This window comes from Paenibacillus sp. MT86, assembly GCF_058792535.1.
The window spans coordinates 4,681,793-4,696,583 of sequence record NZ_CM179499.1; the positions used below are offsets into that span (position 1 = coordinate 4,681,793).

The following is a 14,791-nucleotide window of genomic DNA, read 5'->3' on the forward strand; positions in this document are numbered from 1 at the left end:
TCTATGAAGTGTAGAGTTTATAAAAGGAGATAACTAGATATAACTCTATTATATACGAACCTACGTTCCTGTTCAACCATTAAGGAACGACAGAATTTATTTTATTCTGACATAAACCTTACACAATTAGATATTAAGTTAGGGATCAACTAATCTGCATTCCAAGAAGAGGCATCCGCCGGATGCCCCTCCCCTTTTATTCCGTTCTCGTCCCCAACCTTTCAAAGGGATGCGCCTTGTTAGCCGGAATGTTTTTGTGTATGAGTAAAGCAGTCACTTATACAGTCTGGTCCAAGCCAAACCATTGGCAGCCAGCAGCACGACGATATAGGCCGATATACCGTAGGTAACCGTGCTACTAAAATAGTGCAAGCCGCATAACCCGCCGACAACGATAATGAACACCAGCACCCACCAGCCGTCTTTTTGCTGAGCCATATTAAACGCTTGGGAGAACGGCGGATGGCGAAGCATCGTCTTGGCCGACACAGGAATCAACACCAAGCCGGTAAGAAGAATGATGAGAACGTCCGGTAGGATCCGAATACCGAATATGATCAGGAATACGATCGCATTCACAGTGAACAACGGCAGGAACATTTTTATGGCAAAGGCCTTTAAAGCTCCTTGATATAAGGGACTCATGCTTGGCAGCGGGGCCGCCCCAAACAGCCAGAAGGCCTTGGGTTTGCCGGAGAATTTCAACATCATCACGACGGTTACAATCATGATAAGCATGACGTGCAGCACATAGTACGACGATCCCCTGCCGATTTCCGCCAGGGAGGAATTACGGATCGTGGAGAAAAAGAACAAGTAGGGCAGCAGAACGGACAACCCGAGCGTAGGATACACCTTCAGCTTGAATTCTCTCTCGTTCTTCAACATGCTGGCAGATAACCGGAAACATGCCTGTTCCGTGAGGGACCGGCATACGATTTTGGCCAAAAACCTGTCAAACCGACCGCGCTCCCGCCCTTTTCCCGCTTCGCTGTGCGCCAGCTTTTCCAGATACTGCTCGAAGGATGGAATATAACGAAGGTACGCCACCATGAGCAGAACCGGAACGAACACGGCCAGTAAGGATAGGACAATCAGCCACCCGCTCCCCTCGCCGAACATCCATTCAAATGGGGCCGCAAACCATACGGGCGGAAGCAGGACCTGCCACCAGGCCGGCGTAAATACCAAATTGAAATCAATCAAATCAAATGAACGGATCACGAACTGATAGCCGATGGCCAGCGTAGCGGAAAGCCCAATCTGTACATAATTGATCAGATCCTTCAGTTTCTCTCCGTCCCAATATTTCAGCAGCACCAGATAAATCATGGAGGTGCTCACCAGTATGAGCATATTCATGAGAATAAGCTCAAGGATGCAGATCAGGAAGAACAGCACGCCATGCTTAAACAGCCCCACGGCAAGTGAAGCGGCCGATAGCGCTCCGGTCAGCAGCAGCAAATAAATACCGGCATGAATCGATCTGGCCACGCCGACCGTGCGGCCGTCGATCGGTTTCGTCATCAGAATGCTGCGGTCGCGCACATCCAAAAGCACGGATGAGAAATCCGAAATCATGGAGGTCATGATCAGGAACATGAGGATGGCGGACAAGATGCTCATCGGCATCAGATATTCCGGATCGCTCCAGAACACAAACGGCGTCAGGACAAGCCCGATTAAGCCATACAACCAGAGGGAACTGACAAACAGGTTTTTGTCCTGCTCTTCAGCCTTCCGGCTGTTTGAAGATAATATGACGGGTGCCCGCCTCGAGTCCATCAGCAGCTTGACATGCAGGATCCGCCGCAGCGTTTCATAGTCGACGCCCAGTCTCGAGATAACCCCTTGAAACCGATCCAGCAGCTTCAGCATTCGAAATGAAACTTCCGGGCCCGCCATATCAGCTTCCCTCCCGAACGATCGATACGAACCGCTCTGCGATGCTGGCATGGTCATTGAAGCCCGTCAGCTGATTGAACACCTCTTCCAGCGACCCTTCATGGGAATGCTGCTGCAGCTCTTTAAACGTTCCGTCCGCCACCACCCGGCTGTCTGCGAGCAGAACGATCCGGCTGCTGATTTTCTCGACGACGTCCATGATATGCGAGGAATAAAAAATCGTCTTGCCCTGTGCCGACAACTGCGCCAGTACCTCCTTGACCACCATCACGCTGTTTGCATCCAGCCCGCTTAAGGGCTCATCAAGGAACAAGAGATCCGGGTCATGCAGGAGACTCGAGATCAGCAGCACCTTTTGCCGCATTCCTTTTGAAAACGTGGCGATCCGAGCATGGTAAGCCTTTTGCATGTCAAAGCAGTCCATCAAATGTTTTGCCTTATAATCCGCAGCATCGTATGTAAGTCCGTACAATTCGCCGATAAAAGTCAGATATTCCGCGGCCGTTAACTGATCGTATAATTCCGCCACCTCGGGCACATACCCGATTCTCCGTTTATAATCGATATTCCCGTCGGAAATATCCTGGCCGAATATGCGGACCGTTCCCGTATACCCTTCAACCAGCCCAAGCATAATTTTAACCGTCGTGCTCTTTCCCGCCCCGTTCGGACCGATATATCCTATCATCTCGCCGCGGTTGACCTTCAGATCGATCCCGTTCAATACATAACGGTTATCATATTTCATGCGCAGGTCTTCAATCGATAACACTTCATTTTCGGACATGATTGATTCTCCCATTCCCTCTTTTGTCATCTCATACCTACCTTATTATGGAAGTGCGGGAAAATCAACCGTTGGCGGTATACTCGCTCTGCAAAAGCCCCATGTGCACAATGTCATGCCAGGCACCGTTCCGGTACAAGCTCTGTCTGGAGCTGCCTTCGTGGACGAAGCCGATTTTTTCGTACATCTTGATCGCTTTATGGTTAAAGGAGAACACCCGCAGGCTTACCCGGTGCAGATTCAGCTCCAAAAAGGCATAATCCAGCAGCAGCTTCATCGCTTCCGAGCCGTATCCCCTGCCCCAATAATTCTTATCGCCGATGTCGATGATGCACTCCGCATTGCGATTCTTGAAATCGATGCCGACCAACGACATGATGCCGATACGTTGGCCTGTTTCCTTCGCCTGGATCAGATAGCTCTTCGAGGACGGAGTGCCGAGGATCACATGCTGAACGAAGTCCCTGGTCTCGTCCATTTGGTAAGTATCCAAGCTAGGACTGGTGGATTGCATCACTTCTAGGTCATTGCGCCAGGTATGATACAGCTCCGCGTCATCCATGGTCATTTTTCGACAAGACAATCTAGCGGAATCAAACAGCATTGCTATAAGCCCCTTTCTGTCATCATGATTCTATGGTTATCGGATTTAGCATTTCGCCGAGAGAGAAGAGGAAAGATTCCAGCTGCTCCGGCACGCAAGTCACCCCAGTCCCAAGCTGGAAGGTATCCAGCATGAGTCCGTTGAGAAACGAGATCATGTACCGTGCGATGGCTTCCGGTTCCAGACGCGGCCGAATCTCCCCCTGCTCCTGCCCCTTCCGGATGACCCCGCATAGAGCCTCTACCGTAATCTGATAGCGTTCGGTAATATAGGGATCTTCTTGCTTCGCATGATCATAAGAGGAAGACAGGAAGTATTCCGCCCTGGCGAGTACAAGCGAGTGATGGATCAGCGAGATGTCCTCCTGCTGTTTCTTGATCCAGTCCAACAATTGCTTCCATATCGAATATGGCGAATCCGGTTCAAAAAAACGGATCGCCTCCTGATCGTCATAACGCAGAACCTCCAGAAAAACATGCTGCACATTGCCAAAATACGCGTACACGGCGCCGCGGGACATGCCGGCTTCCTCCATGATGTCCTGCATCACGGTGCGGGTATAGCCCTTCCTAATAAAGACGCGCCTGGCTGCTCTCAAGATTTCAAGCTTTTTCTGCTGCTTGTATTCGTCGCTGACCCTTGGACACATAATCCTCCCCACCTTCGACCTTAAACTGACACTGGTATCGTTTTTTATGTCATATTATAAACGACACTCATGTCGTTTTCAAATACCATCAGTAATTTACGCTACCCCTTACAGCAAAGTCCCTTAAAAGCACAAATTGAGCGCAGCCATGACACTATCGTTTTTTAGATGGAATGTCCCATAATGCCCCTGTCGCTTGATCTTTGAAAACAACTTGTTCTATTTCCGGCAGCTGCACATTTCCGTCAACATTCGCGAATCCCCGCATATATATGGGGGAGAACGAAAAGAGGTGATCGGACATCATTAAGGGCATCGGCCGCATACTGGTCTTCGCCTTACTGCTCGTATTCTTTCTCCCCTCCGTTACCCAAGGTGCGGCAGCAGGACAGAAGCTGGACAGTAAGTACACCAAGTACGCACAGTTTATCGTCATTGACAAATCCACCAACAAGCTGACGTATTACGAAAAGGGCAAGGTCATAAAAACATTCCCCGTGGCCACCGGCAAAAAACCCTCCTATACGCCGGAAGGACTGTTCAAAATCCACGAGAAAGTGAAGAACAGACCGTACTACAAGGAAGGCATCAAGGGAGGAGACCCCCGCAACCCGCTTGGGGACCGCTGGCTCGGCATTAATGTGAAAGTGAACGGCCGAACCAGTTACGCTTATGCCATCCACGGCAACAACAACGCGAATTCGATCGGAAAGTACGTATCCGCGGGTTGTATCCGGATGCACAACAAGGACGTGCGATGGCTCTACGACAAGGTGAAAATGAACACCCCCGTCCTCATCCAAAAATAAGGCGCGACCATGAAAAAGCCAAACACTGCACAAGTGTTTGGCTTTTTAGGTTTAACGTTTTACGAGCCGTACTCGGCTCCGAATTCAATAATGTTGCGGTCCGGATCGAGCACGAATATCTGGGCGAAGCCTGCAACGCTGTCGGGTTTGGCTACATACTCGACGTTCATCCGGTCCAGCCATTCCTTGGTTTCGCGGTAGCTCTTCACCCATACCGAGAAATGTCCGTCCGTTGTATCGATGCCCCGCTCCCGCAGCGTATCGCTGACGGGATGCTCCAACAGATGGAGCTGCTGGTCCCCGACGGCATACCATACCCCTTTCGAATCAAACGGCGGGCGCGGCAGCTCCCGAAACTTGAGAACGTCCGAGTAAAAAAACTTCGCCTTCTCCAAGTCGCGCACCGCCAAGCTCACATGGTGCAGTCCTTCAAATTGAATCATGAATCCCACCCCCAGGTATGTAACTTTATTGTAAAGGATACCTTATCATTATATAACATGAATTAACCAGCCAAGGGGGGGAGTTCACCATGGATATCCATTCGAATGAATACAAAATCGCTGCGCTCAACGGAAATGAAGGCACTTTGAAGGCAATTGAAGACGCCGAAACCAAAATTGCCGAGCTGACGGGCAAAGAGATTACGCTGATTGCCTACGAGAAAGAACAAACACAAGGGGAGAAGCCATAACCCAAGCCCCTTAGAAAAAAGGCTGCCCTCCAAGCGTCTACAGTGACCTTGGAAGAGCAGCTTTTTCATTAGATGAAGCAGGCCGCCGTCACGGCCGCCTGATAGGTTACATTAACCTCCAGCGGTCTGTCGGTTAGACCATTCTGATCGAAGAGCATCCGGTCGGCTTCCAACTCCTCGATTTCGTCGACTACGCCTTCCACATAATCCGCAAGGCGGTCCCGCGTAGAGGAGATTCGCGCGAGCAGCCCGCCGTAGCGGAGATCCAGCACCTCCCAGCCAAATGGCTTATACGTGCTCATCCACAGTCCCCTGTGCGATAAACGCAATGCCTCGATGCGCCGCTTCAGGTCGTTTAACGGGGAATCCGCCGCGGAAGCAAGCTCAGCAAGCCGGTCTTTGTTGCCTGTGTCGTAGAGCCTTTTCAACGTAACGCCCAGGGTGCTCTTGATAACGAGGACCGAGGCCAATTTTTCATAAAAATCAAACAGGCGGTTAAACGGTGCCGGGTACTGTTCCTTGCATTCCCGCCATCTCTGCTCCAGACCGGCGTAATGTCCAGGCAGAACGGAATCCGCTTCCCCCTCCACATGCTTGTCCAGCAGCCCCAGCAAAGGATCCTGCCACAACAAATACTTCGAGGGATTGGCCATCCAGTGATTTCCCTCCGACACGCCGGGAACCTCATCCATATATTTCAGCGCGTTCAGCGGTCCGAACAAATCGATGCCCGTGCAGGCCGCAAGCCTTCTTGCCAGAAGCTCGTCGCTGATATCGTCTCCGTACCCATGCTCGGCAAACAGCTGGAGGCCCGCCAGGATGACCAGGTGGTTGGTTTCGTTTCCGTTATCCCCCCAGGCAGTTGCGATGACTTCGCGGATCCCTTTCGTTTTGGCGGCGCGCAGGGCAGGATGGCTGGTCATCCAGGTCTTGCCGTTGTTCGGGCTGATGCTGTTCCACATATGAATGCCGCCGGCAAAAATCGGCTTGGAGCCCAGCTTCATATGCTTCTCATACAGCCGCTCATACCCCTGTTCATCCCTACGTCCGTAATCCCAATACACGAATTGGACGCCTTGGGGAATGCGGCTCATATTATCGTCGGAAAAATCCGCATCCAGATTGTACAGCGAACCTTGATAATCGTTGGCCAGCAAATTAAAATACATGTCGCTCCAGATCATCGGCCGGAGTCCGAGACGCTCGGTAATGGCAAGCACCCGGCTGACATGGTCATTCATAATCTGAAACCGGTCCTGGACGCCGTTCAATTTTAAATACTTGCCAAGGCCGACCTGAAACGCCTCGTCCATCCCGATGTGAATCCGCTTGGAACGGAACATCCCGGATGCGGCGGTGATCATCTGTTCGATGAAAGCATACGTCTTCGGCTCGCCTGCAAGCAAAATATCCGCATGATCCTTCAAATCCGCGGCATAGCCCCATTTCAGCGCTTGCTGCAGATGCCCCAAAGTCTGGATGCAGGGGATCATCTCGATGCCGAACAGGTCCGCGTAATCGTCGCATTCCTTCATTTCCGAAGCCGTGTACCGGCCGCGCATATAACCGAAATACGGCTGCTCTTTCACCTCGTACGTATCCTCGGTATACATCATCAGCCCGTTCAGCCCCATCAAAGCCATATAGCGGATAAACTGCTTGATCACCGGAACCTTAAGCACGCCATTGCGCGAAACGTCAAGCATCGTGCCGTTGAAGTCAAACCTGGGCTCCTCGGTTAGCTCGAACCGGTCACGCTCCCTCGCCTGCTCCAGAAACACCCCTAAAGCACGAAAAAAATGAATCTTCTCCTGGTATCGGATCGTCCCCTGCCCATCCTTTAATGACGCCTGGATCGGTCCTGGAGCCTGAATGACCCGAATCTTTAGGCCCTCTCCCTCCGTAATGCGGATATCCAATATGTCCGAGAGCTCGCCAACCCCTTCAAGCAGCTTCTCCGGCAGGTTATCAAAATAGATCTTCATGTCCATACCTCCATTCCGTTTTCGTTTTTGAGATGCTGCCTATCACCTTGCAAGACAGCAAAGCCCGATCCCTGTCATTTCGGAATCGGGCTTTTGCTAGCCGGGATGGATCACCATGCCCGGCGTATATTTGATCGAAACTTACTCGGCTGAAACTTTTACGCCCAGCGTCAAGATCTCATAAGGTTTCACCGGCAGCGTAAAGCTTCCGTGATTGTCAAAGCTTTGAACCGCTCCCTCTTCCTCCAGAATATTGCTCTTATACACGCCCTGGGACGGAAGGGAAGATGTCAGCGCAAGCTCAGCATCTGTGCCTGCCATATTGAACCAGCGCAGCATCAAGTCCCCTGTGTTCGGATTCACTTTCAGGGAAGAGAATGCAAGCTCTTCGCGGCTCCATGCCAGCGGCGCAGAGGTGGAAGCCACCTGCCCGTTATGAACGCCGGTCTGGGCAGCCGTCCATGGAATCTGGAACTGGTAAGCCTCGGCATAAGCGCCTGAAGCGATGCCGTCGCCCTGATGCGGAATGACCTCCATACGTACCGTATGAACGCCGATGCACTGGGCTTCAGGCGTCGGGAAGTAACCCCAATCGCCGAGCTCGCCTACGGAGCGAAGCAGCGTAACGGCAATCGTATTCCGACCGTCCCGCAGGACTTCGTACTCGTTTAAGCCCTGGTTGGCCACCGTCAGTCCTGCCGCAGCCGCCGTAACGTCCACGAAGGCCTGTTGATGAGCCGTGTAGCTCGGGTTCTCCCATTCGGCAGCCGGGTTATTATCCCGTTTCGCCACTTCGAACATGGAATCCACGTTATGGGAAGATGCCTCCAAATCGGTCGGGAACAAAGCACGCACCCGATGATCCTTCGCCTGATTATCCAACGTGGCTTCGATCTCCACGCCTTTGCCGCTGCGGTTCAAGCTGACCACGGTACGTATGCGCATCGGCACCATCTCGCTTGATCTTTGCGCTTTGCGGTTCGGATAATACACAAGCTCATGCTGCTCTTCATCCAGCTTGCTGTCCGCCATAGCCGGTATGGACCAGTTATGAACGATTTCAACGGATGCCCGGTAAGGCGTGTCTTCCAGAACCGTAATTTCGGCGGTCAGTCCTTTGGTTGTCAATGGAACTTCGCCGTCCGGCTGTTTGTACATATATTCGTTACCGATGTCTCCGGTATTTTCATAAACGCCCAGATCGCGGTATACTTGTCCGTTCTTTTTATCCGTCAGGGAGAAGGAACCGTCCGCTTGGATTTCGACCTTGATCAGGTCGTTTTCCAACACGTTCGACTGGCTGATCAGGGATCCCGTCTCGGCAGGCTTCACTTCGCTCTTCACCCAAGCATAGGCAGTCAAGCCCATGGCAGGAATGTCGCTTGCCTCGAAAGTCAGCCTCACGCGGCGGCACATGTACGGCTGGCGGAAACGGTCGTCCGGCAGATCGTACCCGAACTGAAGTCCGAGGTCCTCTACGGTGCAAGGCACGGCCTGACCTTCAGCGTTAACCAGCACGCGGCCGGACAAGTCGACTTCCTTCATCCGGCGGCTGGTTTCCTCAAGCGAATAGCCTTCCCGGAAATAGAGGCGTTTCGCGTCCAGCTCGATGCTGACCGTACCGCTGCGTTCCCATCCTGTCGTATTGAATACGACCAGCGGCAGCGGGTCGGTGCCCCATTGCTCGAATCCGGTCGTGTCCACCGCATCCGCGATGACGCGCACGCTGTCGTCCACGATATTTTCCGCCACGTGGGCGCTTTTCTCGAAGCGGGTGACCATCTCGCGGTGAACTTCGTCCACGCTGCAGCCGCAGATGCTGTCATGCGGATGATTCTGCATCAGCGTCTTCCACGCATAGGTGAACAGATGATGCGGATACTCCTTGCCAAGCAGGCTGGCGTAGGATGCCAGCGGCTCGGCCACTTTTTCCAGCAGAGTCTGGCCGCGCTGGTTCATCTGCTTCAGGTATACGCGCGCAGAAGCGGTGTTCACGAGCGTTCCCCATCCATCGGTGCGCTGGCTGCGGAGCTCTCCTTTGACGGAGGAAAGATCCTGCGGCAGCTTCTCGCGGACCGCTTTCAAGTAATCGTCGAAATTGGAGTGGATAAACTCCGTATCCGGATACAGCTTCGTCGCTGTACGAATGCCTTCCGGAAGATCAGTCTGAATCGGCTGATGGTCGCAACCGTTCATGTACAGCAGCTCAGGCGTGGAAGCGTACTTCTCGGCATCCGCAAGCTTGCGGTCCCAGAACGCCTTCGCCTCGGCTTCATCCACGGGAACTTCGTTGCCGTTGCTGTACCAGTTGGCAAACAGGATGCCCAGCACCTTGGAGCCGTCCGGACCTTCCCACATCAGCTCGGAGAACGAAGATTCATAGCCGCTGTCGGAGACGGTATTGTTAAAGCCCGTCGGCTTCACGCCCCGCCCGAAGAAGGCGTTATCGATGCCGGACTGGAGCATCAGCTGCGGGATTTGGCCCGTAAGTCCAAACGTATCCGGGAAATACCCGATTTTGGCAACCGTGCCGTACCGCTTCGCATCCTGGTGCCCGATCTGCATATTTCTCACGTTGGCTTCGCTGCTCGTCAGGTAAGCATCCTGCAGGATGTACCAAGGACCGATGATGATGCGGCCGTCCGTGATCAGCTTCTCCAGCTGTTCTTTTTTCTCAGGTCTTACCTGTAAATAATCTTCGATAATAATCGTCTGGCCATCAAGGAAAAAGCTGCGGTATTCCGAGTCCTTTTCCATCGTCTCAAGCAAGCTGTCCATCAGCTCGATTAACCGCACATGGTGCTTTTCGTACGGCAAATACCACTCGCGGTCCCAGTGAGTATGAGAAATGATATGTGCCTTTCTGGATTGGTCCATCTCTACTTAGTCCCCCTTATGTTAGCCTTTCGATACGGTGATTTCGACTTCATCCGGACGGTACACCGATAACAGGTCGCCGCTCGCATCCACTGCGAACAAGACCGAGCGATCCGCCTCAAGCACGAATGAATAGGTAAGGCCGGTTGAAGGATCCTTCACCTCGACGTTCGCATCCCACGATTGCTCTGAGCCGAAGACGAAGAGCGCTCCTTCTTCAAACGTTACTTTGCGTCCGTATACGCCCGAATGTTCTCCGCCTTGATTCCAGATCAGCCCCGTGTCGGCTGCGGAAAGCTCCAATGCATGCCGGTACAAAGCCGAAATGGCGTCGATCCGGTCGTTCAGTTCTACCGGAAGCGGGCTCCAGAGCAGACGTCCTGCCCCAAGCTTCACGTCCACGATCGAGTCGCCGGCTGCGTCTGCCGGTTTAGCCACGCTGCCTGCCGGAATTTCCTTGCTCAGCTCGGCAATCTTGCGGTGCCCATATGAAACGGGCCATGCACGATCCCCTAGGCGCAAGCTTTCTTCCCGGCGCACATTTGCCAGCTTGCGCTCGCCCAGCTCTGCGGTCATGCGATCAACCGGATGCCAGTAAGCATCCAGACCGATCGGACCGGTCAGGAGCAGCGTGGCTCCCGTTTCCTCCACGATCGTTATCAATTCGGCAAACGCCTGGTCATCCACATTGTGGGCGCTCGGCAGAATGATGAATTTCGCCGGATTGCTGCGCAGCGAGCTTAAATCATACTCCCCAACGGCACGGAACGGCACGTTCAGCTCGTAAGCAAGCGCGCGCGTCGCCTTCGTCGTCGCTTCAAACGCAAGCTTCCGGTTGGAGAAATCGTTGGAATAAGGGAAGATGACCGCGGTCTCTTCAAGCTTCCGGCCTGCAAACAAATCCCGGATGCCTTCCATGAAGGCGCCGAAATCATAGGATACGTCCGCTTCCGGTTTCTCCGTGCCATCGGCGCGGACAGCTCCGATATGCGATTCATTGGCATTATCCATGTAGAAGTTCGTGTTCCAGATCCAATGAATGGCTCCTGCGCCACCGGTAGAGAAAGCGTAAGCATACTTGCGCTCCAGCAGGTTCCGAAGCTCGGCTTCGCTCCGCTTCGCCCGGCCGTCCGGTGTTTCCACGTACATAATGCCCGTTTCCTGAATCAGGTTCGGTTTATCCGGGGTTTTGGCAAAGATGCCGTCCCAGATCAAATAGTCGTTGAACCACCAGGAGTGAACCGTCGTATAGTCCACCGCTTCGGCATAGAAGAACGGGGATGGACGCTGTGCGCCAAGCGCCTCGTCTTGTCCGACGGTCACCATATGATCCGGGCACACCGCTTTGATATCTTCATATAATTCCTTGGCCCAGCGGTTATGCATATCCATGGAGAACAATACATAATCGAGCCATTGCCCGCCCTTTTTCCCCTGGTGCATGTCTTGAACGTCAAAATTTATGGCTTGAGGCTCCGGAGGTACCACGGAGTCAAAACCCGGCAGCTGATCGGCCGTCATGTTCCAGCGTTCCTGTAAACGCTCAATCGAGCCGTGACGCTTTTTCAGCCAATCGACATAAGCCTGCCGCTCGAACGGATCCTTCGCCGAACGCGGACCGTCCGAGAAAATTTGCGGCGGATCGAACATAGAAGGCTCGTTGATCAGGTCCCAGTCCACATTCTTTGTGTCTTTGTGCCTTGTCACGATGGAACGTATGAAACGCTTCTGCGCTTCCACGCTTCGCGGATCGAGGTAAGGATTCTGGCCTTCCCATGTCTCCGGCGTGAAGGAGAAGAAGGTAAACGTTACCTGCAGATCATGCTTCTTCGCCGTTAACAGGAAGGCGTCAATCGAACGCATAACCTCCTCGGATGCATGCCCGTCCACCTGCATAATATTGCGATAAGCGGTCCAAATGCCGGTACGGATCCAGTTGATGCCGGCACCCCGCATTTGCGCCATATCACGATCCCATACATCCGTATTCGGAAGGAACAGGAATTTACGCGCGACATCGGACGTCATGTACGTCATGCCGACAACCGGCAGCGGACGGCCGTCCTTGATGAAGTAATCCCGGTTGCAGGTTACGGGCGAGCCTGCTTGCAGCAGCTGCGGATCAGCTCCCCAGAAGCCTTGTCTCAGCCTGCGGATTTCTCCGTCCGGCCCTTCGGCTTCGCACACCACGCGATAAGCTCCCGGCTTGATATCGAGCGCAACCGGGATGCGCTGTACATGAAATTGCCCGGTCACGTCGACGGTAACGGTATGATTCCATTCGGAAGATTCATCCCCGTCTCGCTTGACAGAGATGCGGAACGTCCAGTGCTGCGGCTCATGAACCGGCAGGCTCCGGCCAAGCCTTTGGGCCTGCAGGGTCAGAATCGCGCGCTCGCCGGACTCGTAGGTCGCATAATTCGGCTTGATCCACAGCTCGGTAATCCCCTTCGCGCAGAATGCCGCCCAGCGGCGCACCTCTGCTCCTCCATCCTGTTCCCAGAAGGAAGCGGTGAGTGGCTGATTCACAAACAGCCAGCGTCCGCCCAAGAAAGGTCCGCCGACATTTTCCCATAAAACAACCGGAGCGGCGACCTCTCTCCCGTTCGCCGTGCTTCCCTTAAGGAGCGGGTAAATCCGGGTATCCATCGGCCCGGCCGATCCCATTTGATGAGGCAGATCACTGCTCTTGGTGACATGCGGAACCAAATTCCACGTATCGCTGACGGTTAACCGTTCCCGGCTGCCCTCCATCAGCGGTATAACGTCGCTTGCAATCAAATGATCGACACGCCCGCTGTCCACAGGCAGCACCTCATGAATATGAAGCTGCTGGTGATACGCCGTCTGTTCGTGCTCCACCACCCAAGCGCCGTCCTCTTTGCGGACAGGACGCTTGAAGGGTGCGCCGCCAACGCTGACCAAGCCGCCGCCGTTTCTCAGAAAGTCCAGAATCGCTCTCCAGGCGGATTTCGGAAAATAAGGCGCGTGCAAATTGACAAAGCTTGCACCTTGTCCGCCTGACGATGCCAGCGCTTCAGCGAGGTCCTCGGCGCCGCACACCGCATCGAATGCATTCAGAGCCGCGGCGCTAGCCGGCAAACCGGCAGCTTCTGCTGCCGGAAAGGACGGATCGTAGAATACAATCAAGCGCCCGCTCATAGAATCCCTGCTTTCATCGCCTGATACACCAATTGCGAGAACAGGCTGTTGGACCAGGCAAACCACGATCTGGTGAAGACTTTCGGATCGTCGGCATGGAACCCTTCATGCATGAAGCCGGTATCGGCATCGGTCGCTTCCAGCAGCGCAATCATCTCCAGCTTCTCTTCTGCCGTCTGCGCCGTAATCCCCTGCATCGACAAGGCCATATGCCAGATATAATCCGGCGGCGTGTGCGGACTGCCGATGCCTTTGGCAACGGTCCCCTCGTAGTAGAAAGGATTTTCTTTGCTGAGCGCGAACCGTCTGGTGTTCTGGTAGATAGGATCATCTGCAGAGCAATATCCCAGATAAGGAATGGACATCAATCCTGGAGTGCCCGCATCATCCATCAGGCAGTAATTTCCGTAACCGTCCGTTTCATAGGCGTAGATCGGACCGAACTCCGGATGACGATAGATGCCGTACAGCTGAATTCCGTGATCCACGTCGGCTTCAAGTCGTTTCAAATCATCCAGCAGTTTCATGTCACGGAACACCCATTCCGCGAATTCCTGCATTTGACGAAGGGCTACAACGGCAAACATGTTCCCCGGAATGTTGTAGTGGAAATCACAGGCATCGTCGCTTGAACGGAAGCCCGACCAGATCATGCCCGTATAATTCACAGGCATGCCGAGACCGTTGTTGCGCAAGGAGTCGGTTGGAATTCCGTTATCCCGCGTGAAACGGTAAGGCGATTTCTCGAAATGGTGCTGTTCGGTTTTAAACAGCTCGATGATTTTGATCATAGCCGACTTAAAGTTGGCGTCGAACACATCCGTCAGGCCGGTTTCCTTCCAGTACAGGTAGGCCAGGCGAACGGAGAAGCACAGCGAATCGATTTCGAATTTGCGCTCCCATACCCATGGCGACATGTCCGTTTCGTCGGTCGTGTTCCAGTGCCAGTCGTTGGCCGATTCATTAAAGGCATTGGCATAAGGATCGATATGAATATATTGAAAATGGCGTTTGATCAATCCGCTTAAAATCCGCTGAAGCTGCGGATCGTTCTTGGCAAACGGAATGTAATGGATCACTTGCTCTACCGAATCGCGCAGCCACATGGCCGGAATATCGCCGGTGATCACAAACGTCGTGCCATCCTCCATCAATTTGGTGGTCGTTTCCAGCGTGTTCGGGAACGTGTTCTTGAACAGCTGAAGCAGCTTGGGACGGTGCGCCAGCTTTTCTTCGGCCTCTTGCAAAACCGCCTGAATGGATTGCGGCAGCTCTAGCTCCGGCATTGGTATTTTGGGGAGTCTGAATTGTTCCATGAT

At 53.4% G+C, this 14,791-nt stretch carries 11 protein-coding genes; 2 read left to right on the forward strand and 9 right to left on the reverse strand.

All coding sequences use genetic code 11. The features are described from left to right. Window positions 1–273: 273 nt before the first annotated feature. The 4 genes from AC3RCL_RS20930 to AC3RCL_RS20945 all read right to left on the reverse strand — a co-directional run bounded on the left by AC3RCL_RS20930 (window position 274) and on the right by AC3RCL_RS20945 (window position 3,945). A complete protein-coding gene (locus AC3RCL_RS20930) occupies window positions 274–1,905 on the reverse strand; it encodes a hypothetical protein (protein WP_492531719.1) in 1,632 nt (543 codons plus the stop codon). 1 nt (window position 1,906) lies between these two features. Continuing rightward, a complete protein-coding gene (locus tag AC3RCL_RS20935) occupies window positions 1,907–2,692 on the reverse strand; it encodes an ABC transporter ATP-binding protein (RefSeq protein WP_015734287.1) in 786 nt (261 codons plus the stop codon). A 64-nt stretch (window positions 2,693–2,756) separates the two neighbouring features. Then, complete coding sequence (locus AC3RCL_RS20940; RefSeq protein WP_492531721.1) at window positions 2,757–3,296, reverse strand: GNAT family N-acetyltransferase; 540 nt, start codon at window positions 3,294–3,296, stop codon at window positions 2,757–2,759. Between the two features lie 22 nt (window positions 3,297–3,318). Then, window positions 3,319–3,945 carry a TetR/AcrR family transcriptional regulator gene (locus AC3RCL_RS20945; RefSeq protein ID WP_492531723.1) on the reverse strand — a complete coding sequence of 209 codons (627 nt, stop codon included), beginning with the start codon at window positions 3,943–3,945 and terminating at the stop codon, window positions 3,319–3,321. 434 nt (window positions 3,946–4,379) lie between these two features. On the opposite strand from AC3RCL_RS20945, the gene AC3RCL_RS20950 reads away from it, so the two are divergent. After that, window positions 4,380–4,754: a L,D-transpeptidase gene (locus AC3RCL_RS20950; protein WP_255250458.1), complete on the forward strand. Its 375-nt coding sequence runs from the start codon at window positions 4,380–4,382 to the stop codon at window positions 4,752–4,754. Between the two features lie 59 nt (window positions 4,755–4,813). Here the strand turns inward: AC3RCL_RS20950 and AC3RCL_RS20955 are convergent, their stop codons facing one another. Beyond that, window positions 4,814–5,197 carry a VOC family protein gene (locus AC3RCL_RS20955; RefSeq protein WP_096773105.1) on the reverse strand — a complete coding sequence of 128 codons (384 nt, stop codon included), beginning with the start codon at window positions 5,195–5,197 and terminating at the stop codon, window positions 4,814–4,816. 89 nt (window positions 5,198–5,286) lie between these two features. Here AC3RCL_RS20955 and AC3RCL_RS20960 point away from each other — a divergent pair, with 89 nt between their 5' ends. Next, the gene (locus AC3RCL_RS20960; RefSeq protein WP_192569190.1) at window positions 5,287–5,448 is read left to right on the forward strand and encodes a hypothetical protein; all 162 of its coding nucleotides are present in this window, start codon (window positions 5,287–5,289) and stop codon (window positions 5,446–5,448) included. Between the two features lie 68 nt (window positions 5,449–5,516). Here the strand turns inward: AC3RCL_RS20960 and AC3RCL_RS20965 are convergent, their stop codons facing one another. From AC3RCL_RS20965 to AC3RCL_RS20980, 4 genes are all read right to left on the reverse strand, one after another. Then, window positions 5,517–7,433 (reverse strand): beta-N-acetylhexosaminidase, encoded by a 1,917-nt coding sequence (locus AC3RCL_RS20965; protein WP_492531726.1) that lies wholly within the window; start codon window positions 7,431–7,433, stop codon window positions 5,517–5,519. 141 nt (window positions 7,434–7,574) lie between these two features. Beyond that, window positions 7,575–10,310 (reverse strand): alpha-mannosidase, encoded by a 2,736-nt coding sequence (locus AC3RCL_RS20970; protein WP_492531728.1) that lies wholly within the window; start codon window positions 10,308–10,310, stop codon window positions 7,575–7,577. 21 nt (window positions 10,311–10,331) lie between these two features. Beyond that, the gene (locus tag AC3RCL_RS20975) at window positions 10,332–13,472 is read right to left on the reverse strand and encodes a beta-galactosidase (RefSeq protein WP_492531730.1); all 3,141 of its coding nucleotides are present in this window, start codon (window positions 13,470–13,472) and stop codon (window positions 10,332–10,334) included. After that, window positions 13,469–14,788 carry a glycoside hydrolase family 125 protein gene (locus tag AC3RCL_RS20980; RefSeq protein WP_492531732.1) on the reverse strand — a complete coding sequence of 440 codons (1,320 nt, stop codon included), beginning with the start codon at window positions 14,786–14,788 and terminating at the stop codon, window positions 13,469–13,471. The genes AC3RCL_RS20975 and AC3RCL_RS20980 overlap by 4 nt, the downstream gene beginning before the upstream one ends. Between the last annotated feature and the right edge of the window lie 3 nt (window positions 14,789–14,791).

Coding starts and splice junctions, on each gene's coding strand:
- AC3RCL_RS20930 (WP_492531719.1), bottom strand. CDS start 1,905: ATGGCGGGCCCGGAAGTTTCATTTCGAATGCTGAAGCTGCTGGATCGG.
- AC3RCL_RS20945 (WP_492531723.1), bottom strand. CDS start 3,945: ATGTGTCCAAGGGTCAGCGACGAATACAAGCAGCAGAAAAAGCTTGAA.
- AC3RCL_RS20955 (WP_096773105.1), bottom strand. CDS start 5,197: ATGATTCAATTTGAAGGACTGCACCATGTGAGCTTGGCGGTGCGCGAC.
- AC3RCL_RS20980 (WP_492531732.1), bottom strand. CDS start 14,788: ATGGAACAATTCAGACTCCCCAAAATACCAATGCCGGAGCTAGAGCTG.
- AC3RCL_RS20940 (WP_492531721.1), bottom strand. CDS start 3,296: ATGCTGTTTGATTCCGCTAGATTGTCTTGTCGAAAAATGACCATGGAT.
- AC3RCL_RS20935 (WP_015734287.1), bottom strand. CDS start 2,692: ATGTCCGAAAATGAAGTGTTATCGATTGAAGACCTGCGCATGAAATAT.
- AC3RCL_RS20965 (WP_492531726.1), bottom strand. CDS start 7,433: ATGAAGATCTATTTTGATAACCTGCCGGAGAAGCTGCTTGAAGGGGTT.
- AC3RCL_RS20970 (WP_492531728.1), bottom strand. CDS start 10,310: ATGGACCAATCCAGAAAGGCACATATCATTTCTCATACTCACTGGGAC.
- AC3RCL_RS20960 (WP_192569190.1), top strand. CDS start 5,287: ATGGATATCCATTCGAATGAATACAAAATCGCTGCGCTCAACGGAAAT.
- AC3RCL_RS20975 (WP_492531730.1), bottom strand. CDS start 13,472: ATGAGCGGGCGCTTGATTGTATTCTACGATCCGTCCTTTCCGGCAGCA.